This window comes from Haloparvum alkalitolerans (assembly GCF_050122995.1).
Lineage (GTDB): Archaea > Halobacteriota > Halobacteria > Halobacteriales > Haloferacaceae > Haloparvum > Haloparvum alkalitolerans.
Genome location: NZ_JBNLIA010000003.1, coordinates 208,137 through 231,415, shown reverse-complemented (window position 1 = coordinate 231,415; position 23,279 = coordinate 208,137). Strand labels below are relative to the sequence as shown.

The following is a 23,279-nucleotide window of genomic DNA, read 5'->3' as shown; positions in this document are numbered from 1 at the left end:
CCACGACCGCGCTTCACGACTGCGCCCCCACGACCGCGCCTTCACGACTGCGCCCCCACGACCGCGTCCACTTTTACGACGGCCGCGCCAAAGACGCGACATGGAACCGCGAAACGTCACCGCGGACGCCGAGGCGTTCACCTGCAACGCGTACCTCGCCGAGGGCGAGGCAACCACGCTCGTCGACGCCGGAACGATGCCGGGCGTCGAGGCGGTCGTCGCCGACCACGTCGCCGACCTCGACCGCGTCGTGTTGACCCACCAGCACGGCGACCACGTCGGGGAACTCGACGCGGTGCTCGACGCGTTCGACGCCGACCTGTACGCCTACGGCGACCATCCGCGCCGCGACGTCGCGCTCGACGACGGCGACGAGGTCCTGATCGGCGACGAGGCCTGCGAGGTCGTCTACACGCCGGGCCACGCCACCGACCACGTCGCGTTCCTCGGCGAGAGACGGGTCTACAGCGGCGACGTGGTCGTGTACAACGACGGCGCGTTCGACGACGGCTCCTTCGGCCGCACCGACATGGCGGGCCAGTCCCGGGAGCGCCTCATCGAGAGCCTCGACGAGATCCTCGACCGGCTTCCGGAGTCGGTGACGGCGATGTATCCGGGCCACGGCGACCCCTACCGCGAGAGCGAGGGCGGCGACACGGTCCGCGAGGTCATCGCCCGAGCCCGCGAGCGCGCGGCGCGTCGGGAGCCGAAGTACCCCGAGGAGTAGCGGTCGATAGCGGTCGCCTCGACGCGGTCGCTGGCGAGGTTCGGTGTCGGGAGAATCGCGGCCGCGGTCGCCCGATTACGCCGCGCGGCGTTCCTTCGCCTTCGGGCGAAGCTTCGTGTAGCCGCACTTGCGGCAGCGGTTCGCCTCGGAGGCGTTGCGGGCGTTACAGCGCATGCAGATCTGTCGGTCGAGGTTGCGTCGTTCCGCGGCGTCGAAACTGGCCATGTGGAGTGAGAGTGCGCGGGCGCTGTAAAAGCTTGCGAGACGAGTCCGGCGAGACGGGCCGAAAAACCGACTTCAGGCGCCGGCTTCGCTCAGCGCCGCGTCGATGTCTTCCTTCTGGGTGACGCCGACGAAGCGGTCGACGACGCCGTCGTCGTTCTCGACGATCAGCGTCGGCAGCGAGCGGACCGAGTACTGGTTGGCGACGTCCTGCTCCTCGTCGACGTTCACCTTCTGCAGTTCGAAGGCGTCCCCGCGCTCCTCGACGATCTCCTCGAGGATCGGGTCCTGCGTCTTACACGGGCCACACCAGTCGGCGTAGAAGTCCAGGAGTCGAACGGTCATTGTGCGAACACGGGTAACCGCGGCGCGCGCATAAGGGTTTCCCACCCGTCCACGACCCCTGCACGAGCGGCCGAGGGCCCCGCCCGCGGCGGCCGCGACTCGACGGAGACGAAACGTTTAGGCGGATGCGCGGCGCAGAGCCGTGTATGAGCAGTGGTCAGAACTCCGGCGGCCTGATGTCCAGTGCGGGCCTCGTCCGCTACTTCGAGTCCGAGGACCGCAACGCCATCAGGATCGACCCCAAGACGGTGCTGGCGTTCGCCGTCCTCTTCGGCGTCTTCGTCCAGATCGTCTCGCTGGCGGTCTGAGTCTTCCCTTTTCGACGCGGCCGCGACCCCTCGCGAGCCGCCGGGTCGTCGAGCGGCCCTCGTGATCGTTCCCCGTGAGCGTCTCCCGTGAGCGCCGCCAGCGAGCGCGCCCTTTTTGCACGTCCCCGCCGCACGTTCGCACATGAAGGCAGGCGTCATCGCCGTGCAGGGCGACGTGAGCGAGCACGCCGACGCGATCCGGCACGCGGCCGCCGCGCACGGCGAGGAGGCGGAGGTCGTGGAGATCCGGGCCGCGGGGCTCGTCCCGGACTGCGACGTGCTGTGCATGCCGGGCGGCGAGTCGACCACCATCTCCCGGCTGATCCACCGCGAGGGGATCGCGCCGGAGATCCGCGACCACGTCGCGGCCGACAAGCCCGTCCTGGCGACCTGTGCCGGCCTGATCGTCTGCTCCCGGGACGCGAAGGACGAGCGGGTCGACCCCCTGGGCCTGCTCGACGTGACCGTCGACCGCAACGCGTTCGGCCGACAGAAGGACTCCTTCGAGGCGCGTATCGACGTGGCGGGTCTCGACGAGCCGTTCCCCGCGGTGTTCATCCGCGCGCCGCTGATCGACGAGGTGGGCGACGACGTGACGACGCTCGCGACCGTCGAGGACCGACCGGTGCTGGTCCGGCAGGGACCGATCGTCGGTACCTCCTTCCACCCCGAACTGACGGGCGACGACCGGATCCACGAGCTCGCCTTCTTCCCGGACGAGCACGCGGAGGTGGAGGCGTGAGCGACCCGGAGCCGGGGGCCGACGATGGAACCACGGTCGCCGAGGACGCGGCCGAGCAGCTCCCCGACGCCGTGCTCGATGACCTGTTCGCGACCATCGAGGCCCGGAAGCGCGAACTCCCCGAGGGGTCGTACACCGCCTCGCTGTTCACCCACGAGAAGGGCGAAAACGAGGTGCTCGAGAAGATCGGCGAGGAGGCGACCGAGACAATCCTCGCCGCGAAGGACGACGACCGCGAGGAGCTGACCGCCGAGAGCGCGGACCTGGTCTACCACCTGCTGGTGCTGCTCGCGATGAAGGACGTGGACCTCGACGACCTGCGCGGCGAGCTCGCGGACCGGTTCTGAGGGCCGGCCGGCTCGGACCGCCCTGGCCCGGCTCAGAGCTTCTCGGACTCCCGCGCCTGCGTCGCCCGCCGGTCCGCCTGTTCGAGTCGGCGCTCGGCCGCCCGCGACAAGGGGTCCGGCACGTCGTCGCTCGCCTCCGCGAGCCTGTCGCCGGCCCGCTGAAGCCGCTCCGCGACGACCTCCAGCTGGCGGTCCGTGCCGCCGCGGTCGCCCGCCTGCGCTCGCTCGGCCGCCTTCTCCGCCGCGTCGACCACGGCCTGAAACGCGCGAGCGAGCCCCTGCACCGCGTTCCCGGAGCCGCCGGCCGTGCCACCGGTTCCGTTGTCGTCGTCATCCTCGTCGCCGTCCTCGTCGACCAGCGCCGCGACCTCCGCCCGCGTCTCCGCGGCGATGTCGGCGAGGAACGCCGCCAGCGGCGCCTTCCCGGTCTCTGGTCGGTCGATGCTGACTCCGTCCTCCGAGTCGGGGTCGGGGTTGACGCGGTACGCCCCCACCGCGTCGTCGACGTCGCGGACCTCGGTCGTGTACGCGCCGCCCGCGTGGACGTAGAGCGCGTCGCTCCCCGCGGCGGGCGAGTCGTAGATCCGGCCGGCGAAGTCGTCCTCGACCGCAACCGCGGCGAGGGACGCGGCCGCCCCCGAGGCGCTCTCCGCCCCCTCCGTCTCCTCGGTTGCCGTTCCTTCCGTCGCGGTCGCTTCGGTCGCCGTTCCGTCGGTCGCCGTTTCGTCGGTCGCCGTCTCCGCTCCCCCGTCGTCGCTCCCGGCGTCCCCGCCGACCGTCAGCTTCGTCGCGTTCTCGCGGGCGACCAGCGGGACCTCGCCGGCGACGCCGGCGACCGTGGGCGCGTCGTCCTCGTCCGCGACCGTCACGCGCTCGCTGTGCGGGGCGCGGCCGGCGCCGTTGACGGTGAGGCGGTGCTCGCCCGCGGCCACGTCCTGCACGGCCGCGACGCCGCCGAACGTCGGGACGGCCTCGGGGTCGCTCTCCAGCAGGACGACCGACTCCACGCCGCCGGCGACCGTGGTCAGCCCCTCGCCGTCGGGCGCGTCCTCGTTCGTGACCGCCTCGGTGACCCGCGTGACGACCGCGTTGAGCCCGCCCGCCTCGCCGACGGCGTCGTAGCGGTCGGCCAGCTCGGCCCGGTGGTTGCGGGCGGTGATGTCCGCCGCGGGGTTCTCGTAGCGGGGCTGGTCCCACGGTACGCCGGTCGTCGTGATGTGGCCGGCGACCGCGTCCTCGACCGCCTCCGGGACCGAGAACTCGAAGCTCAGTTGCGGACCGGTGAAGGCGGCGATGTGCTCGATCTCGCTCGTCGGGACGAGGTCGTAGGCAACGTCCGTTTCCAGGTCGGCCTCGGAGCCCGCGGCGTCGCTCCTTCCGCCGGCTCCCTCACTCGCCGCGGGGCGGAACACCAGCCCCGTCTCGCGCGTGGGGAGGTCGGTCGGCGGCGACTGCAGCGCGTCGAGCGAGCGCACGGTGAGCGCCTCGTCGACCAGCGACTCCCGGGTGACGGACGGGAGCCGTTCGTGTTCGTGGAGCGGCGCGCCCTCGTACTCGGGGACGACGTAGGGGAGCCGCCATCCCTCGTCCCGGGGGAGCCCGTACGCGAGCGGGACCTCCGAGAGGTCCTCGATCCCCTCGATGGCGGTGTTCGTGACGTCCGCGAGGAGGTCGCCGTCCGGCAGGCGCTGGAACCGGTCCGGCACGTCGTTGATCGAGAGCGTGCTGGAGTGTGACCCCAACTCGGGGAGGATCCGGGGGACAGCGTCCGGCTCCGGGTCGAGGAACTCGTTGTTCGGCACCTTCCGGGAGTGCGAACTCGCGACGAACAGCTGCGGCTCGTCGGCCTCGTCGTCGACGAAGACGTGCAACACCTCCCAGTCGTGCCAGTGGAAGTTGGTCGTGAACTGGTCGAACGCGGAGTAGAACCAGAACTGGGCGACCGACAGCGGCGAGTCCGCGTACTCGACCGCGCGGTAGAAGACGGTCGGGTTCGGCGGGGTCGGAGAGCCGTCCTCGCCGTCGGCGCTTCCGTCGAACCGCTCGTGGTAGCCGTCGAAGGCGTCGAAGCCGTCCACGACCGTCTCACCCTCCTCCTCGCTCGTGTAGGGACGCGGGTCCGTCGGGAACCAGCGTTCGTGGGCGTCGAAGTACAGCGTCGGCGCGAACCGCTCCGCGAGCTCGCGGGCGCGGTCGTCGTCCGCGGGCGTGGTCTCGGCGTCGTCCCCGCGGTCGAGCGCGGAACAGCCCGACAGCGAGGCGGCGCCGAGCCCCGCGACCGCGCCGAGGACCGTCCGACGGTCGACGCCGGGGGCGTCCTCACCGGTCATGGCTGGTGGAGGGCGCACACGCGTTCGTCGGCCGTGGCTCGCGGTCCATCTCTACCGGTGAAGGTGGAGTACCGGCAATAAGCCTTCTGGGGAGCGGGCGTGCGACGGGACGCGCAGCGACTGGAGAAGGCATGGGCCCTGCCGGATTTGAACCGGCGCTCACCCCGTTATGAGCGGGGGGCTTTCGGCCAGACTAAGCTAAAGGCCCGCACTCCGAGGTAGCCGGAGCGGTCCCTTTAGCGTATCGGACCGGAGACACAGGGTCGGAACTGTCCGGGTGAGATCGAAAGAAGACGCCGAAGCCAGGACTCGAACCTGGGACCGCCTCGTTAACAGCGAGGCGCTCTACCAACTGAGCTACTTCGGCACGCATCCATTCGTAGCGCGGACGTTTTGATAGGGCTTTCGTTTCCGCCCGACGGCGTCGTCGCGCGTCGCCACGAACCGTGCGTACAGTTATCGAACCGGGAGCCCGACGACCGACACGCTTTCACGCCGACGCGGAGAAGCCGGCCCATGAGCGAGGCCGACGACGCGGAACTCGCGGCGGTGCTGGAGTCGGTCCGCGAGCGCGTCACTCCGGACGCCGAGGAGCGGGAACGGCTCGCGTCGGTCGCGGCGGCGCTGTCCGACCGCGCCCGGGAGGCGGTCGCGGACCTGCCGGTCGAGGCGGACGTGGTGCAGGTGGGCTCGACCGCGCGGGGGACGTGGCTCGCGGGCGACCGCGACATCGACCTCTTCGTGCGCTTCCCGCCGGACCTCCCGCGCGAGGAGCTGGAGACCTACGGACTGGAGGTGGGCCACCACGTCCTTCCGGACGGTCACGAGGAGTACGCCGAACACCCCTACGTGAAAGGCGAGTACCGCGGCTTCGACGTGGATCTCGTCCCCTGCTACGACGTGGCCGACGCGACCGCCATCCAGTCGGCGGTCGACCGCACGCCCTTCCACAACGCCTACCTGGAGGCGCGGCTCGACGACGACCTCGCGGACGGCGTCCGCCTCGCCAAACGGTTCCTGAAGGGGGTCGGCGCCTACGGGAGCGACCTCCGGACGCGCGGCTTCTCGGGGTACCTCACCGAGTTGCTCGTCGCGGAGTACGGGGGGTTCGTCCCGCTGGTCGAGGCGGCCGCCGACTGGCGCCCGCCGGTCGAACTCGACCCCGAGGACCACGCCGAGCGGACGTTCGACGACCCGCTCGTGGTGATCGACCCCACCGACCCCGAGCGCAACGTCGCCGCCGTCTGTGACGCCGAGAACGTCGCCCGGCTCCAGCACCACGCCCGGGCGTTGCTCCGGGACCCCTCCGAGGAGCGGTTCTTCCCGCCCGAACGCGACCCGCTTTCGCCCGCCGACGTGCGCGAGCACATCGACCGGCGCGGGACGACGCCCGTCGCGGTCGTCTTCGACGCGCCGGACCTGGTCCCCGACCAGCTGTGGCCGCAGCTCCGCAAATCGCTCTCGGGGATCGTGGGTGGACTCGGTGATCGGGGGTTCGAGCCACTCCGCTCGCGGGCGATGGTCGACGCGGAGGGCGACCGCGCGGCGCTGTTCGCCGAACTCTCGGTGGCGGAGCGACCTACCGTCGAGTCCCACGGCGGGCCGCCGGTCCACGTCCGCGACCACGCCGAGGGATTCTACGCGGCCTACGGCGACGACGCGGACGCGTACGGTCCCTTCCTCGACGGCGACCGTTACGTCGTGGAGCGGGAGCGAGAGTTCACGACCGCCGCGGCGTTCCTCGCAAGCGAGGCGGTGTTCGACGTCGGGCTCGGGGTCCACGTCGCCACCGCGCTCGAGGAGCGGGAGGTGCTCGTCGGCGACGACGTGGCGGCGCTCGCGGACGGGTTCGGCGACGCGCTGCGAGAGCACTTCGATCCGCGGCCCTGAGGGACCCTACAGGTCGAACCGCGTCCGGAGGCTCTCCACGAGGTCGATCGTCGCCTCGTCGGGCTCCCCGTCGGGAGCGACCGGGGACCGCCCGTCGAACGTCTCGTGAACCATCGCGACGCCTTCCGACAGCGTGTCGAGGCCGTAGCCCCCTTCGAGCACGAACGCGAGCGCCGCGTCCGAGGCGTCCGCGACGTCGCGCAGCAGGTCGGTCATCAGCGCGTATCCCTCCGAGGAGACGCGCATCCGGGAGATGGGGTCGTGTCTGTGGGCGTCGAAGCCCGCCGAGACGATGACGAGGTCGGGGTCGAAGCGGTCGAGCGCGGGGGCGAGCGCCCCCTCGATCACGTGGGCGTAGTCCGCGTCGCCCGCTCCGGCGGCAAGCGGCGCGTTGAGCGTCGTTCCGTCGCCGTCGCCCTCGCCCGTCTCGTCGGCCGCGCCGGTGCCGGGGTAGAGCCCGTCCTCGTGAGCGGAGGCGTAGAACACGTCGCCGCGGTCGTAGAAGATGTCCTGCGTGCCGTTTCCGTGGTGGACGTCCCAGTCGAAGATCGCGACGCGCTCGGCGAGGTCGTCGTCGAGTGCGGTCTGGGCCGCGACCGCCGCGTTGTTGAAGAAACAGAAGCCCATCGCGTCCTCCTCGACCGCGTGATGTCCCGGCGGTCGCCCGATCGCGAACGGCGTCTTCCGGCCGTCGGCTCCCTCCAGCGCGGCGGTTGCGGCCCACTGCGAGAGCCCGGCCGAGGCGAGCGCGGCGTCCCACGTCGCCCCGCAGGCGACGGTGTCGGGGTCCCAGTTACCGCCGCCGTCCGCGCAGAACCGCTCGAACTCGCCGACGTATCCCTCGTCGTGGACCGCCTCCACGGCCGCGCGGCTCGCGGGCGGCGCGTCGACGTACTCGACGCCGTGCCGCTTGTTGAGCCCGCGGCGGATCGCCCGGAGCCGGTCGGCGGTCTCGGGGTGTCGTTCGCCGGTATCGTGGTCGAGACAGACCTCGTTGTAGCCGAACTGCATCCTACTCGAAGAGCGCGAAGTACGTCTCGATGTCCTCCGCCTGGATCGTCCGGCGGTCGGCGTGGTGCGCCAGGGTCGCGGCCGCGCTCGCGACGTTGTCGGCGTAGTCCTCGAGGATGTCGGCGAGCGCGATCCGGGCGTCCATCCCGACCCGGTAGCGGTCGTCGATATGGAGCCGGGCGATGCGGTCGACCGGCGCGACCGGGAGCGTGAGGTCCTCGCGGTCGACGACCTGTTCGACGCCGAAATCCGCCGCCATCAGGGTCTTCCGACCGTCCGCCGTCGCCCGCTCGGCCGCGTCCTCGGCCAGCGTCGCGCCGTGCTCCTGTACGCGACGCGCGAGCGCCTCGGCCGCGCCGGCGCTCACGCGGAGGTCGCCCGCGTTGCGCCGGATTATCTGGTCGACCGGGGCGAACGGTAGCTCGACACTCATACCCACACACGGGGACCTGCCCCGTATAACGGTTTCCGTTGCGTCTCGGTGTAACGCCGTCTCAACCACCGATCCGCCCCATCGGCGTCGCTCAGACGCTCGTTTTCGCGCCGGCGGATTGAACGGGACGAGCGGTCGCGAGGGGCCGGCTCGACCGCCGGTCAGAAGACCTCGTCGGCGTCGATGGTGCCGTCCCGCTCCGTCCCGCGGACGGTCACTTCCTCGCCGAGCCGGAGGTTGGCGTCCGTCTCCACGCTCTTGGTCTTCCGGCCGTCGTCGAGCACGACCGGCTCGCCCGCCTGCACGACGGTTCCGGTGAACTCGACTTCGCCCGCCTCCGCGGTCGCCGCGGCCGCGCCGCCGGAGCCGGTCGCACCGCCCGAGACGGCCGCGCTTCCGGCGTCGTCGGACCCCACGTCGGCGTCCGACGACCCGCCGTCGGAGCCGCCAGCCGAGCCACCGTCGTCCGAGAACGCGCCGAGTCCCGTTTCGTCGCCGGCGGCGTCCGCGGAGTCCGCAGGGTCCGCGGAGCCGGCCGACCCGCCGGTCGCCGCGTCCCCGTCCAGCACGCTCACCGTGGAGCGCCAGTTCGCGGACGCCTCGAGGTCGTCCTGCCAGCCGTCCTGGATCTCCACGTCGGTGAAGACGACGCGGTCGGCCAGATCGATGTCGGCGTCGGCCTTGTCGCCCCACAGCGCGACGCGGATCTCGCCGGTTTCGTCCTTGATCCGGACGTTGCGGACCTGTCCCTCGCTTCCATCGTCGCGGTCGAACGTGCGCTTGGGGTCGGTCTCGATGACGCCGCCAGCGATGTCGACGGTCCGGTCGAGCTCCACGTCCGCGATATCGGTCGTCTCGGGAACGTACTCCACCTCTTCGTCGACGCGCTCGAGGGAGCCGCGATCCCCGACGTGGAGCTCGAGGTCGCCGTCGCGCTCGCGGACGTAGCCGTCCACGATCTCGACGACCTCGCCGGGTTCGAACTCCTCCGCGAGGTCGGCCTTGCCGTCCCACAGCGTGATCCGGACGCGGCCGGTCTCGTCGCCGACGGTGAGGTTGGCGACGCGGCCCTCGCTGCCGTCGTCGCGGTCGAACGTACGCACGGAGTCGGTGTCGAGCACCTTCCCGACCAGATCCACGTCGGAGGCGCCGAGCGTGAGGTCCTCGACCTGGTAGGTGTCGAGCACCTGCACGTCGACCTCCGCGTCCTCGTCGATCTCGACCTTGTTGGCGCTCACCTCGAGGCCGTTGTACCCCTCCTTGGGGCGGCCCGCGACGCGCAACACGTCGCCGACCTCCAGTTCTTCCTCCGTGGCGACGGCCATCTCGTCCCACAGCGCGACGCGGACGGAGCCGGAGGCGTCCGCGATCTCGACGTTGCAGACGCGACCCTCGCTCTCCTCGCCGTCGTCGCCCTCGCGGTCGAAGGTGCGGATCTCTCCGATGGAGGTCACCTTGCCGAGGAACTTCACCTCGTCCATGCCCGGCTCGATGTCGGCGATCGTGTCGGCCTCGCCGTCCTTCAGCTCGTGGGCGATGAGCATCGCCGCCGTCTCCTCGTCCGCGAGGCCCCCCATCTGCTCGACCTTGTCCTCGACGGCCGCCTCGAACTCCTCGTAGGCGACGTCGGTGTCGAGGTCCTCGTAGACGTCCTCGATCACTCCCATAATCCTACGTCGTGAGTTGGTGAGCCCGCGCATAAGCGTTGTCCTTGCCCCGGTGAGACGCCGCAGTCTCGCGGTTTCGACGCTCCAACGGCACGCTCGCGCGTCGGTCGCTGCATGCCCGAACATGGCCGCGGTTTCGTACAAAAGGGTTCGGCGGCGGACCGGAAGCGACGGGCGGCCGACCGCCGCGTGGCCGCGTACTGTCGCGGCCCACCGCGGTGCTGTGGCACGGTTGCGGTCGGCGCGCGCGAGGGAGGTCGCGGGCCGGCTGCCTGCGGTGTCTCCAGCGCGCTACTGCACGCTGGAGGCCAGCGGGACGCGGGTTGTCCCGCGCTGCGGTTTCGCGGCCGGCCCGCGGCCGAGGTTGGGGAGGTGCGAGGCCTACGGTGCGGAGCGGGGTGGGACTGAAAGGGGCTGCCGGCTCGATCCGGCCCCGGCGCCTCAAGCACCGCAGCGAGCTGTGCGGGGAGCGAGGAGCGCAGAGCGTGCCGCGGACGGTCGAGCCGGCTGGGGCTTTCTGGGTGGTGCTGTTCCAAACAGCAGGATCAACAGCAGAGCCACACAAATCGTAGCGGGAGTCGGCTGGGATTCACCGAACGTCTCACTCCCGATCAGCGGGGTCTACAACCGAGTTCGAACCGCGGTTCAAAAAGTCGCTGTAGCCGGTTTACGCGTCGTCGCCGCCGGTCTCGGAGACCTCGCCCTCGACCGTGGCCTCGCTACCGAGTTCGACCGTCTCGCCGGTCGCGTCGCCCGCGACCGTCGAGTCCGCGCCGACGACGACCGCGCCGTCGGCCGACAGCGAGCCCTCGACCTCGTTGCCCTCGCCGAGTTCGATGGAGGCGGCCTCCACGTCGCCGGTGACGGTCACGTTCGCGCCGGTGGTGAACGCGCCGGTGACGAGCCCGCCGCCGACGGTCGACTCGGCGCCGACGGTCACGTCCGAGCCGCCGGAGACGGTCCGCTCGACGGTGACGCCCTCGCCCAGCTCGACCGCGCCGGTCGCGCCGACGAAGCTCCTGAACGAGGCGCCGTCGGCCGCGGTCAGGGCGCCGGAGGCGGAGACCTGCCCCGCGACCGTGGCGTCGGCACCGACCGTCAGGTCGCCGTTCGCGGAGATCGCGCCCTCGACGGTCGTGGCGTCGCCGAGCGTCACGGCCGTTCCCTCCACGTCGCCCGTGACGGTCGCGCCCTCGCGGACCTCGACCGCGCCGAGGCTGCGGACGGACCCCTCGACGACGGCGCCGGACTCGACGACGACGCCCGCGCCGGCTTCGACGAACGCAGTGACCTCGGTGTCGGCCGCGACGGTGACGGTACCGGAGGCGGAGGCCTCCTCGCCCTCCCAGGACGCGTCGACCGTGAGGTCGCCCTCGGTGGCGTAGGTGCTCTCCTCGGTCGCCGTTCCGCCATCCGGGGACCCCTCGGTCGCGGTCGTCTCGTCGTCGGTCGCCGTCGCCTCACCCTCGCTGCCGGTGCAGCCTGCGAGCGCGGCGACGCCGGTGGCCGCGGCGCCGGTGAGGACGGTACGTCGGGTCAGCAGTCGCTTGCGGGAACCCATGAATCGGCCGACGGGAGCGAGGTATTTACCGCCCGGTGGAGTTCCCGGATCGCTGGATTTACCCCCTCCCTTCTCAGAGCATCAGGAGCTGTATTGTCGTCACCCGGCCGAACCCTGTCGGACGTTGTCAATTATCGCATTGCGGGCGCGGCCGCGGACGCCGGTCTCCGCAGCGACCGCGGGCGCGGTGCCGCGTACCGACCGCGACGCTGCTCCGGAAGTTCCGGCCTGCGGAACGCTTTTCCACCGGTATGGTCTATCTCGGGTAACGATGGGACTGGGCTCGGACATGTACAGACAGCAGATCCTCGATCACTACAAGAACCCCCGCAATTACGGGGAGATGGAGGATCCGGACTACACCCACGTCGGCGAGAACCCCTCTTGCGGGGACACGATCCGGATGGACGTCCGGCTCGCGGACGACGGCGAGACGATCGAGTACGTCACGTTCACGGGCGACGGCTGCGCCATCTCGATGGCGTCCGCGAGCATGCTCTCGGAGCGCCTCTCCGGCATGACGCTCGACGAGCTGAAGGAGATGGACACCGAGGACGTGACGGAGATGCTCGGCGTCGACATCTCCCCGATGCGGGTCAAGTGCGCCGTTCTCGGCCGGCAGGTCGCACAGGACGGCGCGAAGATCCATCTCGGCGAGATGGACCTCGACCGGACGAAGACCGAGGAGTAGCGCCACCGGCGGTCCTGCCGCCGTACCGCTCCCGCGCCCCCCGTTCCGCGCCACCGGCTGCACCCGACCGCAGCCGGCCGCGGCCCGCCGCGTTTTTGCCCGCGCACGGCGTTGTTCCCCCCATGAGCGACTTCGACAAGGAAGCGGAACGGGAGAAGCTCCGCGAGAAGCTGGCGGACGACCGCGAGAAGCGACAGCACACCCAGCAGCTCTCGGAGCTCCTGTTGAAGGGCGCGACGATGACGAACCGGCACTGCGACCGCTGTGGCGACCCCATCTTCCGGCACGAGGGGCAGGAGTTCTGTCCCTCCTGTGACACCGGTAGTCAGGACGCCGCGGCAGCGGACCGGCCCGCCGACGACGGGGACTCGGCTCGACCCGAAACGACGGGCGACGAGTCCGCGACCGCGGCGACGCGGTCCGCGAACGGCGCCCGACCGGAGGGGGAGAGCGTCGACGTCGAACCGGCGAGCGAGCGTGCGGAGACGGCGGCGGCTCCGACGAGCGGGAGTCCGGAGACGGCGGAGAACTCGACGCCGACGGAACCGATGCCGTCGGAACCGACGCCGACCGAGTCTACCGGAGGAGATCTCGACGGCGCCCGCGCGTCGCTCGCGCGCACCGTCGCGACGTTCGCGGAACGCGCCCGGACGACCGAGGACCCGCGGCGCGCCCGCGAACACCTCGAGGCGGCTCGCGAGGCGGCCGAGGCGCTGGCGGCGCTGCGTTGACCCGGCCGGCACGTCGCGGGACCGAACGGACGCGCCTGCGGGAAACCCCGCCGGACCGCGCGGCCGAATGCGGGCGTGACTCAGTCCGACCGCAGCGCGAAGCCGGCGCGGGAGCCGTCGCGTCCGGTGGGAGTGGCCGTCCCGGACCGGTCGAGGCTCGCCGACTTCTCGGCGACCGCGAACCACGCCGTGCCGGAGCCGGCGTTCGCGTAGACGGCCCGTTCCGCGGTCGTGCCGTCCGCCGTCGACGCCGACTCACGGATCCCGTAGTACGTGTCCGCGCCGCCCGAGGAGCCGTGTTGTGCCGCGCCGTAGACCGCTTCGCTCGTTTCTTTACTCATCTTCGAGTAATTTCTTCTGGGGATAGAACATAAATCCACCGCCGAAAATATATATTTGATACTGTTAACCTAATACGACCTAAAGGACAACACGACCGCGGCCACGTCGCCGAGCGCGCCCTCGGGGGTCGTCGCCGGGCTACTGGTACTCGCTGCCGACGACTTCGCGGATGCGCTCGGCGGTGACGGAGCCGACGCCGTCGACCTCGAGCAGGTCCTCCTCGCGGGCGGTCATCACGCCCTCGACCGTCCCGAAGTGCTCCAGCAGCGACCGAGCGGTCACGGGGCCGATGTCGGCGATGGCGGAGACGACGTACTCCTGCTGTTCCGGCAGGGTCTTCGAGCTCTTCTCGCCGTGGACGCTCACCTCGCGGTCGGCCGTCTCCTGTTCCCGGCGGGCGATGGTCTCCAGCAGTTCGGCGGTGTCCGCCTCGTCCTCGGTCCGGAGGACGCTCACGTCGAAGTCGACCGCGAGCGACGCCAGCGCGCCGCGGATCGCGTTCGGGTTCACGTTGCGCTGGCCGTACAGGTCCGCGCCCTCGACGACCATCACCGGGCGGCCGTACGCCCGGGCCATGTCGCCCACCTGCTCGAAGACGGAGCGGTCGCCGTCGAGCAGCGAGTCCACGAAGTCGGCCGCGGCTTTCCGCTCGACGGCCACCCGGTCCGAGAGCACGTAGTCGCCGACCGCGAGCGTCTCCAGCCGCGTCGTGAGCCCGTCGCGCTTCGAGAGGTCGCGGGCGATGTTGGAGTCGAGTTCGCGCTGGTCGACGACGACCTCGACGCTGTCGTCCGACTCGGGGGTGGCGACGACGCCCTCCTCCGCGTCGTCGTCCTCCCCCTCGGTCTCGCGGACCTCGCTCGCGTAGTCCGCGAGTCCCGCGTGCTCCTCCGGAGACGCGTCCGCCTCCGCGTTCGCGTCCGCCCCCGCGCTCGCGTCGGTCCGGGCGTCCGAGTTCGCCGCGGCCTCCGCGTCCCCGACCTCGGCGGTCTCCCCGCCGAACGCGTCGAGCCCGGTCTGGTCGCCGCCCCCGACCGACTCCTCGATCTCGTCGGTGGCGGCCTTCAGGTCGGAGAGCTCGGACTCCATCTGCTTCTCGCGCCGTCGCGAGATCCAGAAGAACGCCTCGTCGCGGGTGTCCTCGGCCATCAGCACGACGACCTGCCCCTCGGCCTGTCGACCGGTCCGGCCCTTCCGCTGGATCGAGCGGATCGCGGTCGGTACCGGCTCGTAGAACAGGACGAGGTCGACCTCGGGGACGTCGAGGCCCTCCTCCGCGACGGAGGTGGAGACGAGCACCTCGAACTCGCCGGCGCGGAACGCGTCCAGCGTCTCCTGCTGCTGCGTCTGACTCATCCCGTCCGAGCCCTCCTTGTCGCCCTGTCCGACGAACTTCCGCACGTCGAAACTGGCCGAGAGGAAGTCGACGAGCGCCTCGGCCGTGTCGCGGGACTCGGTGAAGACGATGGCGCGCTCGCCCTCGTTGATCCCGAGCGTCTCCGCGAGCAGGATGCGGGTCTTCGAGAACTTCGGATGGAGGTCGTCGAACGACTCGACCCGCCGCATCGCCTCGCGCACCTTCGGCTCCGCGACCATGCGCTGGCTGGCCTTCGAGGCGCCCGACGAGCGGGCGGCCTGCCGCTGGCGCTCGAAGTAGCGCCGGACGGACTCGACGGACTGGGTCTCCACCAACTCGACGGCGCGGCGGAGCTTCATCACCTCCGCGTGCGTGGACATCCCCTTGTACCCCTCCGACTGGTCGTTGTCCATCATGCGCTTGAGCTTGCCGCGCATCTTGTTGAGCTGCTTCTGGGAGAGGTCGGGGCTCGTTCGGTTGGTCACGCCGAGCTCCTTCAGTGTCTCCAGCCGGTCGGCGATCACCTCGTTGAGCGCGTCGCGGATCTCCAGTACCTCCTCGGGTAGCGTCACTTCCTCCCAGCGCACGTCCGTGTCGTGGGTGTACTCGTCGACGTCCGCGTCCTCCTCCGTCATCACCTCGACGTTCGAGAGCCCGAGGTTCTCGCAGACGATCTCGATCTCCTCGGTGTCGCCGCCGGGGGAGGCGGACATCCCCGTCACGAGGGGATCGGCCGCGTCGGCGTGGTAGCGCTCGGCGATGTAGACGTACGCGTAGTCGCCGGTCGCGCGGTGGCACTCGTCGAAGGTGAGGTGCGTCACGTCCCGCAGCGAGATCCGGTTGCCGACGAGGTCGTTCTCGACCACCTGCGGCGTCGCGATCACGATCCGCGCGGAGTCCCACAGCGCCGCGCGGTCGGCCGGCTTCACGTCGCCGGTGAAGACGACGATCTCGTCGTCCGGGATCGACAGCGCCTCGCGGTAGAAATCGGCGTGCTGCTGGACGAGCGGCTTCGTCGGCGCGAGAAACAGCGCTGTCCCGCCCGCCTCCTGAAGCCGCTCGGCGGTCACGAGCAGGCTCACCGTCGTCTTGCCGAGGCCGGTCGGAAGGCAGACCAGCGTGTGACTGTTCCGGGCCGCGTCGGCCAGCTGCAGCTGGTAGCGTCGCCGCTGTAGAAAGCCCGGATCCAGCAGGGGGTGCTCGATGCTCGCCGCGTCGGCCTCCGTCGCCATCGTGCCTCCTTGTCCGCTCTCGCGGATAAGGCTTCGCGAAGCGAGGTGGAAGTGGTCGGCGCACGGAACGCTCCGGCGCCCTGCGGCGCTCCGCCGCGGTCGGGGGCGCGGGAACGCGGTCGCTCCGCGCCCTCTACCCTTACGTGCCCTCGCTCGCGTCCGTCCCGGCGCCCGGTCCGCGGTCGGCGACCTCCTCGGGGACCTCCTCCCCGATGAGCGCTGCCCACTCCGCGACGCGGGCGCCGTTGTGTCGTGTCGACCCGCTCATCACGCGTGGGTATGTATCACACGTCCTAATAACCGTTACTCCGGTTCCAGCGTCTCGAAACAGGTGGCGAGCGAGCCGCCGTCGGTCGCGCACGTCGCTTCGCCGGCCGTCCCACACCGGCGCGCGCCGCGGCGACCTCGCGCGGTCGCGGGTTGTCCCGCGCTGCGGTTCCGCGCCCGGCTCGCGGTCGAGGCTGGGGAGATGAGTGGCCGCGCTCGCCCGACAGCGGGTCCAGGACCCGCCGAGCGACTGGCCGCGACGAACGGCGCTCCGCCGTCCCCTCGGCGGTCGATCCGCACCGCCGCCGGTCCACTTCCACCCCGGAGGCATGAGGTTCATAGGTGATGGCGCCGAAGGGTGTCTCAATGGCTCAGGCCGGGAATCAGGACCTCACGGAGCGGTTCATCCAGTTCTACCGGAACTACTACCGCGACGAGATCGGGACGCTCGCGCAGAACTACCCGAACGAGCAGCGGTCGCTGTTCCTCGACTACGACGACCTCTACCAGTTCGACCGCGACCTCGCGGAGGACTTCCGCAGCCAGCCGGACCAGATGCAGGAGTACGCCGAGGAGGCGCTCCGGCTCTACGACCTCCCCGCGGACGTGAGCCTCGGGCAGGCCCACGTCCGGCTGGAGAACCTCCCGGAGAGCATCGACATCCGCGGCATCCGCGTCCACGACAACCACATCGGCAAGCTCGTCTCCATCAAGGGCATCGTCCGCAAGGCCACCGACGTCCGCCCGAAGGTGACCGAGGCCGCCTTCGAGTGCCAGCGCTGCGGCACGATGACGTACATCCCGCAGGCCGACGGTGGCTTCCAGGAGCCCCACGAGTGCCAGGGCTGCGAGCGACAGGGGCCGTTCAACGTCAACTTCGACCAGTCGGAGTTCGTCGACTCCCAGAAGCTCCGCATTCAGGAGTCCCCCGAGGGGCTCCGCGGCGGCGAGACCCCCCAGTCCATCGACGTGGACATCGAGGACGACATCACCGGCAACGTCACGCCCGGCGACCACGTCACCGTCGTCGGCGTGCTCCACATCGAGCAGGTCCAGCAGGGCAACGAGAAGTCCGCCATCTTCGACCTCTACATGGACGGCGTCTCCGTCCGCATCGAAGACGAGGAGTTCGAGGACATGGACATCACGGCCGACGACGTCGAGGAGATCATCGAGCTCTCCAATCGCCCGACGCTGTACGAGGACATGGTGGCGTCGCTCGCGCCCGCCATCTACGGCTACGAGGAGGAGAAGCTCGCGATGATCCTCCAGCTCTTCTCGGGCGTCACGAAACACCTCCCCGACGGCTCCCGCATTCGCGGCGACCTCCACATGCTGCTGATCGGCGACCCTGGTACCGGGAAGTGCGTGGATGGGGACACGAGGGTGACGCTCGGGGACGGGCGTGAGGTCCCGATCCGCGAGGTGGTCGAGGACAACCTCGACGATCCGAAAGCCATCGATGACGGCGTATGGGACGCGGTCGACTTCGAGGTCCCCGCACTCCAGCAGGACGGGACGATCGGATCGTCGCGCGCGACGAAGGTCTGGAAGCGAGAGGCCCCGGAGCAGATGTACCGTATCGAGACTGCGTCGGGAAGAGAGATAGAGGTGACACCGTCGCATCCTCTGTTCGTCCAGCAGGATGGGCAGTTCGCCCCGACTACCGCGGACGAGCTCGAAGCTGGCGAATTCGTAGCTATCCCGAACCATCTCGACGTGCAGGCGGACGACTCACTTGACGTCGACTTCCGCCGCGCGCAGTCGTACAACGCGGTGCGTCTCGATCCCCCTTCGCAGTGGACGCCGGAACTCGCCCGCCTGATCGGCTACATCGTTGCGGAGGGCTACGTTGAGAAGCGTGGCGACCACTCCGGCTTCGTCTCGATCACGAACAACGACGAAGCTGTTCTCTCCGACGCACGGAGGGGACTTCACGCGCTCGGTCTCGAGACCACCACGCGAGAACCACACCCCGGGAAGGACGCACGCGAGTTGATGTGTTCCGCAGGCGAATTCGTCGACTTCCTCGGAAGCCTTGACGATTCGCTGCTCAAAAATTCCGCAGAGAAGCGCGTCCCGACACCGATATTCGGAGCCTCCGAACGGATCTCGAAGGCATTTATCAAAGCGTTCATCGAGGGGGAAGGACACGTCTCCACCACTCAGCGAGAGATAACCGTCGCATCGATCAGTGAGGAACTCCTCATCGACGTGCGATCCCTTCTGCTTCAGCACGGAATCTCGGCCCAACTCCACGAGCGCCATAACGGTAGCCACCGCCTCCGGATCAGCGGTACCCAGTTCGACAGATACGTCACCAAGATCGGGTTCGTCACCGACCGCAAACAGCGTGCGGCCGAAGAGCACCTCAAAACGGATCGAAACACGAACCTGAACGTCGTTCCCAACGTGGGTCAAACACTTTGTCGTCTCCGTGAATCTCTCGGTCTCACGCAGTACGAGTGTGGTGTGCCACGCAACACGTATCGCCACTACGAAGCGGGGAACCGAAATCCGAGCGTCGATGCCCTTGCTCAGGTTCTCGACGCTTTCGAGGACGCCCATTCGGACTCCGACCGCCCCAGCCACGATGCGACTGCTGAAGCCGATGGTGGGTCGATCCTTTCCGGCATTGCTGCGCTCAGACAGTTCGTAGATGGAGATGCTCGTTGGGACCGCATCGAGTCCATCGAACTGGTCGATACGGGGGCCGACTGGGTGTACGACCTCGAGGTCGCGGGAACGCACAATTACGTCTCGAACGGGGTCATCTCACACAACTCCCAGATGATCAGTTATGTCGAGAATATTGCCCCAAGATCAGTTTATACGTCCGGAAAGGGATCAAGTGCAGCAGGGTTAACGGCCGCAGCCGTCCGCGACGACTTCGGCGACGGCCAGCAGTGGTCGCTGGAGGCGGGCGCGCTCGTGCTCGCGGACAAGGGGATCGCCGCAGTCGACGAGCTAGACAAAATGGACTCGTCGGATAGGTCGGCAATGCACGAGGGGCTCGAACAGCAGAAGATCTCCGTCTCGAAGGCGGGGATCAACGCGACGCTGAAGGCGCGGTGTTCGCTGCTGGGCGCCGCGAACCCGAAGTACGGGCGGTTCGACCAGTACGAGCCCATCGGCGAGCAGATCGACCTCGAGCCGGCGCTCATCTCGCGGTTCGACCTCATCTTCACGGTGACGGACCAGCCGGACCCCGAACACGACTCGAAGCTCGCCAAGCACATCCTCAAGACGAACTACGCGGGCGAGTTGAACACCCAGATGACGGAGGTTCAGACGTCCGAGTTCACCAGCCAGGAGGTCGACGACGTCACCGAGGAGGTGGCGCCGGAGATCGACGCGGACCTGCTGCGCAAGTACATCGCCTACGCCAAGCGGAACTGCTTCCCGACGATGACCGACGAGGCGAAGGAGCACATCGAGGGGTTCTACGTCGACCTGCGCTCGAAGGGGATGGACGAGGACTCCCCGGTACCGGTCACCGCCCGTCAGCTGGAGGCGCTCGTCCGGCTCGCGGAGGCCAGCGCCCGCGTTCGGCTCTCCGACACGGTCGAGCTGGAGGACGCGGAGCGCTCGACGGAGATCGTGGAGTCGTGTCTACAGGACATCGGCATCGACCCGGAGACGGGGCAGTTCGACGCGGACGTGGTGGAGACGGGCACCTCGAAGAGCCAGCGCGACCGCATCAAGAACATCAAGGGACTCATCGCGGAGATCGAAGACGAGTACGAGGAGGGAGCGCCGGTCGACGAGGTGCTCGACCGCGCCAGCGAGATCGGGACGGACCCCGACAAGGCGGAGGAGGAGATCGAGAAACTCCGCCGGAAGGGCGAGGTGTACGAACCGCAGCAGAACCACCTCCGCACGACCTGATCGATGGACCGCATCTCCGCCATCCGCAACATCGAGGACGCGATCCGGTCGTTCGAGGACGGCGAGCGTGACCTCTCCGAGACCGAGCGCCGGGTGGCGTCGATCCTCCGGACATACGCGACGGAGTTCGACGGCGACGGCGACGTGTTCCGCGCGGTCGGCGATCCGCCCGCGGACGGGACCGTCGTGGTCGCCCCTTCGAAACCGGCGGCCCGCGAGCGCGTCCGTGAGCGCGCGAGTATCCGGAGCGGCGCGGACGATGACCGGATCGCCCAGGACGGAGACTGCTCCTTCGAGATCGAACGTGTCTGAGAGGCGGTCCCCCTTCGCCTCTCCGATAAATATTCTCTCCCGATAGACTTAATTTAGTAACATTCGGAAAAGGTGGTATGTTGTTGGTGGTGACGTATTCACCGGACGCACGGACGGCGCTCCGGAACGCGTGCCGACGTCATGAGGGCAGCGTCGTACGGCGATTCGGTCGCGCGGCGTTGCTGGAGGCGACCGCCTACGGCGCGTTTCTCGCGCTCCGGCTTCGGGCCGCTCATGGAGGCGACGTCCAAGTCGAGCGGACGGTGCCGTTCAACGAGTTCGCGGACGTGGACGCGTCGGTCCGCGAGGCGGCGGCCGCGTACGCGGAACGGGACGAACCGTCGACGCCGTACGCGAAGTTCGCCGCCGGGACGGAGCATCCGGATCCGGAGTCGCTCCGCGGGCGTGACCTGTAGATGGAGGTACGCGTCGGAAGCGTCGAGGCGTCGGGACGGGCGGTGGACCTGTCGACCGCGGTGGAGCGCGGGGAGGTTCCGACCGACCGGGCCACGCTCGCGGAGGCGCTGGCGAGCGCCGTCGAGGCGGGAGCGGACCCCGCGTGTGTGGGCGTCCCCGTCGCGGTGTCGGCTCCCGACGCCGGCCCGGGGCACGCGGCTCTCGGGCTGGTACCGGACGGTCGAACCGCTCGCCAGCGACTCGCCGCCGCGGCCCGTTCCCGGGGCAAAACCGCCTCGGTCGAGGCGGAGCTGACCGCGCGCAGGGCGGAACTCGCGTCGCTGCCCGAGCCGGCGGTCGACCTTCGGGAGGCTCGCGAACGCGCCGCCGACGCGCGGGGCGAGGAGGAGCGGCTCCGCGAGCGCGTGGCCTCGCTTCGCGGCGAGGTGAACGCCAGACGGGACCTCGACGCCGCCACCGGCGACGCGGAAGCCGCGCTTCGGGAGGCCGCGACGGCACTCTCGGAGGCGGAGACGGCGCGTATCGCCGCCGACCAGGCGCTCGAACGCGCACGGCGGCGGGCACGGGAGGCACGGGATACCCGTGAGCGCCGCCTCGAACTCGCGGACGCGGTCGGGAACCTCGCGCGGGCTGCTCGGCGGGAGTTAGCGGACGCCGTGCGTCCAGCGGTCGACGAAGCGCTCGCTGCGGTCCCGGGTCCTGATGGGTCCGTCCCGCCAACCGGCCACCGCGACCGGGACCTTTCCGCGATGGACCTCCCGACCGTCTCGCTGGCTGCGATCCGCGTCGCGGACCTCGACGCGCCGGTCGTCCTCGCACTCGAACGTCGCCGATTCGCGGACGCCGCAGCCGCGGCTCGGACGCTCGACGCCCCCGTGATCCGCCTCTGATCGCCGCTCTGTCCCGGGAAGAGCCGCTGGCCCCCGCCGCGACCGAACGGACATTTATGTTCGAAAGCGAGCCACTCCGGCGCATGGACCTGCAGTGGACCCGCCGCCGCGAGGCGGGCGTCGCGTTCGTCGCCTGCCGCCTCGTCAATGACGCGAGCGTGCCCCGACGTGCCCGACTCGAAAACCGACTCGACGGGCCGGTGCTTCCCCCGCGTCGCGGCGGGGTCCCCGAGGCGGGCTGGGACGCGGACGGGGCGACGCTCGCGGTCGACGCCGGCGGGACGCGTGCGGTCGGCTACGCCTGTCCGGCGCCGGCCGCGGGGAGCGACGGGGCGCCGGTCGAACTGGCGGGCGTCGAACGTGCCGACGAGGCGGAGACGGATGGTCCCGGGAACGATCCCGACCCGGCCGCGGCGATCCGGACACTCGGTGACCACCGCCCGCCGAGGGAAGCGTGCGACTCTCGCCCGACCGTGAACGCCCCGCCCGCGACGGAGCCGTCCGCAACGGCGTCATCGACCGCAGAGGCGCCCGCGATCGAGTCTGATGGCGACTCCGCCACCGCGAGCGTCGAGGACCGGTCGGGCGACGAACAGGAAGACGGGACGGCGGTCACGCCCGCGGAGCCCGCCGCGGTCGAGGCGTGGCTGGACGCTGTCGAGCGGCGCGTCGTCCGGGCGGAGCGGCTCGACGGCGCGGACGTGGCGACCGCAACGGAGGTGTTCGCGGCGACCGGCGGGGCCGCGGCGGCCGCGGACCTCGTCGCTCGGGTCGAGTCGGACGCGGACCGTTTGGCGACCGTTGCCGAGCGGGCCGAGAGCCTCGCGGAGCGCGCGGCGGCTGCGGAGCCACCGACCGACGCGTTCGACCGGCTGGCGTGATCCTCGCCGTCGCGGGCGGAAAGGGGGGCGTCGGCAAGACGACGCTGGCGTACAACCTCGCGGCCGCGCTGTCGGCCGTCGTCGTCGACGCCGACCTCGGCATGGCCGACCTCCCGACCGGCCGGGGAAGCGGACCGGACCTTCACGACGTCCTCGCCGGCCGCGCGGACCCGATCGAGTGCGTTCGCGGCGGGCCGGTCCCGGTGGTTCCCTGCGGGCGATCGTTCGCCGGCGCTCGGGCGTGCGATCTCGCCGAACTCGCGGGCGCGCTCCGCGCGGTCGAACGGCGTCACGAGACCGTCGTCGTGGACTGCCCGGCCGGCCGCCGGGCGGACGCCGGCGTGCCGCTGGCGGCCGCGGACGCCTGCCTGCTCGCCGTCTCCCCGCGCGCGTTCGCGCTGGCGGACGCGATCCGGACGCGGGAACTCGCCCGCGAGCTGGGCGCCGGGCTCGTCGCCGCGGCGGTCAACCGCGCCGTCGATCCCGCCGAGGTACCGACCGGTCGCGTCGCGGACGCGCTGGGCGCGCCGGTTCGCGTCATTCCGGCGGACCCGCGGGTAGGGCGTTCGGTGACCGAGGAGGAGCCGGTCGTCGACGCGGCGCCGGAAAGCGACGCGGCCGCGGCGGTGCGATCGCTGGCCGATCGCGTGCCGGCGGACTGACCGGGCCGAAAAGCGGATCCCGAGCG

At 70.4% G+C, this 23,279-nt stretch carries 23 protein-coding genes and 2 tRNA genes; 13 read left to right on the top strand and 12 right to left on the bottom strand.

Features of this window, described 5'->3' with window-relative positions; genetic code table 11:
- The first annotated feature begins 100 nt into the window (after positions 1 to 100).
- Positions 101 to 727, top strand: coding sequence for an MBL fold metallo-hydrolase (locus tag ACQE3L_RS04715; RefSeq protein ID WP_426962625.1), 627 nt, complete (start codon positions 101 to 103; stop codon positions 725 to 727).
- 75 nt (positions 728 to 802) lie between these two features.
- On the opposite strand, the gene ACQE3L_RS04710 is transcribed toward ACQE3L_RS04715, so the two are convergent.
- Complete coding sequence (locus ACQE3L_RS04710) at positions 803 to 952, bottom strand: 50S ribosomal protein L40e (protein ID WP_058366462.1); 150 nt, start codon at positions 950 to 952, stop codon at positions 803 to 805.
- Positions 953 to 1,024: 72 nt separating this feature from the next.
- On the bottom strand, positions 1,025 to 1,294 hold the full coding sequence (trxA, locus tag ACQE3L_RS04705; RefSeq protein WP_058366463.1) for a thioredoxin: 270 nt from the start codon (positions 1,292 to 1,294) through the stop codon (positions 1,025 to 1,027).
- Positions 1,295 to 1,440: 146 nt separating this feature from the next.
- Between trxA and ACQE3L_RS04700 the strand changes: the two genes are divergently transcribed.
- From ACQE3L_RS04700 to hisE, 3 genes are all read left to right on the top strand, one after another.
- The gene (locus tag ACQE3L_RS04700) at positions 1,441 to 1,602 is read left to right on the top strand and encodes a preprotein translocase subunit Sec61beta (RefSeq protein ID WP_058366464.1); all 162 of its coding nucleotides are present in this window, start codon (positions 1,441 to 1,443) and stop codon (positions 1,600 to 1,602) included.
- Positions 1,603 to 1,744: 142 nt separating this feature from the next.
- Positions 1,745 to 2,344, top strand: a complete 600-nt coding sequence (pdxT, locus tag ACQE3L_RS04695) for a pyridoxal 5'-phosphate synthase glutaminase subunit PdxT (protein ID WP_426962624.1) — start codon at positions 1,745 to 1,747, stop codon at positions 2,342 to 2,344.
- Positions 2,341 to 2,691, top strand: a complete 351-nt coding sequence (gene hisE, locus ACQE3L_RS04690) for a phosphoribosyl-ATP diphosphatase (protein WP_426962623.1) — start codon at positions 2,341 to 2,343, stop codon at positions 2,689 to 2,691. The genes pdxT and hisE overlap by 4 nt, the downstream gene beginning before the upstream one ends.
- A gap of 32 nt (positions 2,692 to 2,723) precedes the next feature.
- Here hisE and ACQE3L_RS04685 read toward each other — a convergent pair whose 3' ends face one another.
- The 3 genes from ACQE3L_RS04685 to ACQE3L_RS04675 form a co-directional block, all read right to left on the bottom strand.
- A complete protein-coding gene (locus tag ACQE3L_RS04685) occupies positions 2,724 to 5,021 on the bottom strand; it encodes a hypothetical protein (RefSeq protein ID WP_426962622.1) in 2,298 nt (765 codons plus the stop codon).
- A gap of 132 nt (positions 5,022 to 5,153) precedes the next feature.
- A tRNA-Ile gene (locus tag ACQE3L_RS04680) sits at positions 5,154 to 5,229 on the bottom strand.
- A gap of 86 nt (positions 5,230 to 5,315) precedes the next feature.
- A tRNA-Asn gene (locus ACQE3L_RS04675) sits at positions 5,316 to 5,388 on the bottom strand.
- 149 nt (positions 5,389 to 5,537) lie between these two features.
- Between ACQE3L_RS04675 and cca the strand changes: the two genes are divergently transcribed.
- The gene (gene cca, locus ACQE3L_RS04670; protein WP_426962621.1) at positions 5,538 to 6,911 is read left to right on the top strand and encodes a CCA tRNA nucleotidyltransferase; all 1,374 of its coding nucleotides are present in this window, start codon (positions 5,538 to 5,540) and stop codon (positions 6,909 to 6,911) included.
- A 6-nt stretch (positions 6,912 to 6,917) separates the two neighbouring features.
- Here cca and ACQE3L_RS04665 read toward each other — a convergent pair whose 3' ends face one another.
- The 4 genes from ACQE3L_RS04665 to ACQE3L_RS04650 form a co-directional block, all read right to left on the bottom strand.
- Positions 6,918 to 7,922, bottom strand: a complete 1,005-nt coding sequence (locus ACQE3L_RS04665) for a histone deacetylase family protein (protein ID WP_426962620.1) — start codon at positions 7,920 to 7,922, stop codon at positions 6,918 to 6,920.
- 1 nt (position 7,923) lies between these two features.
- Positions 7,924 to 8,355, bottom strand: coding sequence for a histone (locus tag ACQE3L_RS04660; RefSeq protein WP_426962619.1), 432 nt, complete (start codon positions 8,353 to 8,355; stop codon positions 7,924 to 7,926).
- Between the two features lie 161 nt (positions 8,356 to 8,516).
- Positions 8,517 to 10,022 (bottom strand): single-stranded DNA binding protein, encoded by a 1,506-nt coding sequence (locus ACQE3L_RS04655; RefSeq protein WP_426962618.1) that lies wholly within the window; start codon positions 10,020 to 10,022, stop codon positions 8,517 to 8,519.
- A gap of 667 nt (positions 10,023 to 10,689) precedes the next feature.
- Positions 10,690 to 11,583, bottom strand: a complete 894-nt coding sequence (locus ACQE3L_RS04650; protein ID WP_426962617.1) for a hypothetical protein — start codon at positions 11,581 to 11,583, stop codon at positions 10,690 to 10,692.
- Positions 11,584 to 11,854: 271 nt separating this feature from the next.
- Between ACQE3L_RS04650 and sufU the strand changes: the two genes are divergently transcribed.
- Both sufU and ACQE3L_RS04640 read left to right on the top strand, forming a co-directional pair.
- Positions 11,855 to 12,274: a Fe-S cluster assembly sulfur transfer protein SufU gene (gene sufU, locus ACQE3L_RS04645; protein WP_426962616.1), complete on the top strand. Its 420-nt coding sequence runs from the start codon at positions 11,855 to 11,857 to the stop codon at positions 12,272 to 12,274.
- 122 nt (positions 12,275 to 12,396) lie between these two features.
- Positions 12,397 to 13,005 (top strand): Sjogren's syndrome/scleroderma autoantigen 1 family protein, encoded by a 609-nt coding sequence (locus ACQE3L_RS04640; RefSeq protein ID WP_426962615.1) that lies wholly within the window; start codon positions 12,397 to 12,399, stop codon positions 13,003 to 13,005.
- Between the two features lie 80 nt (positions 13,006 to 13,085).
- On the opposite strand, the gene ACQE3L_RS04635 is transcribed toward ACQE3L_RS04640, so the two are convergent.
- The 3 genes from ACQE3L_RS04635 to ACQE3L_RS04625 all read right to left on the bottom strand — a co-directional run bounded on the left by ACQE3L_RS04635 (position 13,086) and on the right by ACQE3L_RS04625 (position 16,204).
- The gene (locus ACQE3L_RS04635) at positions 13,086 to 13,346 is read right to left on the bottom strand and encodes a hypothetical protein (protein ID WP_426962614.1); all 261 of its coding nucleotides are present in this window, start codon (positions 13,344 to 13,346) and stop codon (positions 13,086 to 13,088) included.
- A gap of 139 nt (positions 13,347 to 13,485) precedes the next feature.
- Positions 13,486 to 15,936, bottom strand: coding sequence for a DEAD/DEAH box helicase (locus ACQE3L_RS04630; protein WP_426962613.1), 2,451 nt, complete (start codon positions 15,934 to 15,936; stop codon positions 13,486 to 13,488).
- A 139-nt stretch (positions 15,937 to 16,075) separates the two neighbouring features.
- Positions 16,076 to 16,204: a hypothetical protein gene (locus tag ACQE3L_RS04625; RefSeq protein ID WP_426962612.1), complete on the bottom strand. Its 129-nt coding sequence runs from the start codon at positions 16,202 to 16,204 to the stop codon at positions 16,076 to 16,078.
- A gap of 365 nt (positions 16,205 to 16,569) precedes the next feature.
- On the opposite strand from ACQE3L_RS04625, the gene ACQE3L_RS04620 reads away from it, so the two are divergent.
- The 6 genes from ACQE3L_RS04620 (at position 16,570) to ACQE3L_RS04595 (ending at position 23,253) form a co-directional block, all read left to right on the top strand.
- Positions 16,570 to 20,091 (top strand): LAGLIDADG family homing endonuclease, encoded by a 3,522-nt coding sequence (locus tag ACQE3L_RS04620; RefSeq protein ID WP_426962611.1) that lies wholly within the window; start codon positions 16,570 to 16,572, stop codon positions 20,089 to 20,091.
- Between the two features lie 3 nt (positions 20,092 to 20,094).
- Positions 20,095 to 20,403 (top strand): DUF7854 family protein, encoded by a 309-nt coding sequence (locus ACQE3L_RS04615; protein ID WP_426962610.1) that lies wholly within the window; start codon positions 20,095 to 20,097, stop codon positions 20,401 to 20,403.
- A 77-nt stretch (positions 20,404 to 20,480) separates the two neighbouring features.
- The gene (locus ACQE3L_RS04610; RefSeq protein WP_426962609.1) at positions 20,481 to 20,819 is read left to right on the top strand and encodes a DUF7855 family protein; all 339 of its coding nucleotides are present in this window, start codon (positions 20,481 to 20,483) and stop codon (positions 20,817 to 20,819) included.
- Positions 20,820 to 21,710 (top strand): DUF7856 family protein, encoded by an 891-nt coding sequence (locus tag ACQE3L_RS04605; RefSeq protein WP_426962608.1) that lies wholly within the window; start codon positions 20,820 to 20,822, stop codon positions 21,708 to 21,710.
- Between the two features lie 83 nt (positions 21,711 to 21,793).
- Positions 21,794 to 22,591, top strand: coding sequence for a DUF7857 domain-containing protein (locus ACQE3L_RS04600; protein ID WP_426962607.1), 798 nt, complete (start codon positions 21,794 to 21,796; stop codon positions 22,589 to 22,591).
- Positions 22,588 to 23,253 (top strand): nucleotide-binding protein, encoded by a 666-nt coding sequence (locus ACQE3L_RS04595; RefSeq protein ID WP_426962606.1) that lies wholly within the window; start codon positions 22,588 to 22,590, stop codon positions 23,251 to 23,253. The genes ACQE3L_RS04600 and ACQE3L_RS04595 overlap by 4 nt, the downstream gene beginning before the upstream one ends.
- The last annotated feature ends 26 nt before the right edge of the window (positions 23,254 to 23,279 follow it).

Coding starts and splice junctions, on each gene's coding strand:
- ACQE3L_RS04715 (WP_426962625.1), top strand. CDS start 101: ATGGAACCGCGAAACGTCACCGCGGACGCCGAGGCGTTCACCTGCAAC.
- ACQE3L_RS04710 (WP_058366462.1), bottom strand. CDS start 952: ATGGCCAGTTTCGACGCCGCGGAACGACGCAACCTCGACCGACAGATC.
- trxA (WP_058366463.1), bottom strand. CDS start 1,294: ATGACCGTTCGACTCCTGGACTTCTACGCCGACTGGTGTGGCCCGTGT.
- ACQE3L_RS04700 (WP_058366464.1), top strand. CDS start 1,441: ATGAGCAGTGGTCAGAACTCCGGCGGCCTGATGTCCAGTGCGGGCCTC.
- pdxT (WP_426962624.1), top strand. CDS start 1,745: ATGAAGGCAGGCGTCATCGCCGTGCAGGGCGACGTGAGCGAGCACGCC.
- ACQE3L_RS04685 (WP_426962622.1), bottom strand. CDS start 5,021: ATGACCGGTGAGGACGCCCCCGGCGTCGACCGTCGGACGGTCCTCGGC.
- cca (WP_426962621.1), top strand. CDS start 5,538: ATGAGCGAGGCCGACGACGCGGAACTCGCGGCGGTGCTGGAGTCGGTC.
- ACQE3L_RS04665 (WP_426962620.1), bottom strand. CDS start 7,922: ATGCAGTTCGGCTACAACGAGGTCTGTCTCGACCACGATACCGGCGAA.
- ACQE3L_RS04660 (WP_426962619.1), bottom strand. CDS start 8,355: ATGAGTGTCGAGCTACCGTTCGCCCCGGTCGACCAGATAATCCGGCGC.
- ACQE3L_RS04655 (WP_426962618.1), bottom strand. CDS start 10,022: ATGGGAGTGATCGAGGACGTCTACGAGGACCTCGACACCGACGTCGCC.
- ACQE3L_RS04650 (WP_426962617.1), bottom strand. CDS start 11,583: ATGGGTTCCCGCAAGCGACTGCTGACCCGACGTACCGTCCTCACCGGC.
- sufU (WP_426962616.1), top strand. CDS start 11,855: ATGGGACTGGGCTCGGACATGTACAGACAGCAGATCCTCGATCACTAC.
- ACQE3L_RS04640 (WP_426962615.1), top strand. CDS start 12,397: ATGAGCGACTTCGACAAGGAAGCGGAACGGGAGAAGCTCCGCGAGAAG.
- ACQE3L_RS04635 (WP_426962614.1), bottom strand. CDS start 13,346: ATGAGTAAAGAAACGAGCGAAGCGGTCTACGGCGCGGCACAACACGGC.
- ACQE3L_RS04630 (WP_426962613.1), bottom strand. CDS start 15,936: ATGGCGACGGAGGCCGACGCGGCGAGCATCGAGCACCCCCTGCTGGAT.
- ACQE3L_RS04625 (WP_426962612.1), bottom strand. CDS start 16,204: ATGAGCGGGTCGACACGACACAACGGCGCCCGCGTCGCGGAGTGGGCA.
- ACQE3L_RS04620 (WP_426962611.1), top strand. CDS start 16,570: ATGGCTCAGGCCGGGAATCAGGACCTCACGGAGCGGTTCATCCAGTTC.
- ACQE3L_RS04615 (WP_426962610.1), top strand. CDS start 20,095: ATGGACCGCATCTCCGCCATCCGCAACATCGAGGACGCGATCCGGTCG.
- ACQE3L_RS04610 (WP_426962609.1), top strand. CDS start 20,481: ATGTTGTTGGTGGTGACGTATTCACCGGACGCACGGACGGCGCTCCGG.
- ACQE3L_RS04605 (WP_426962608.1), top strand. CDS start 20,820: ATGGAGGTACGCGTCGGAAGCGTCGAGGCGTCGGGACGGGCGGTGGAC.
- ACQE3L_RS04600 (WP_426962607.1), top strand. CDS start 21,794: ATGGACCTGCAGTGGACCCGCCGCCGCGAGGCGGGCGTCGCGTTCGTC.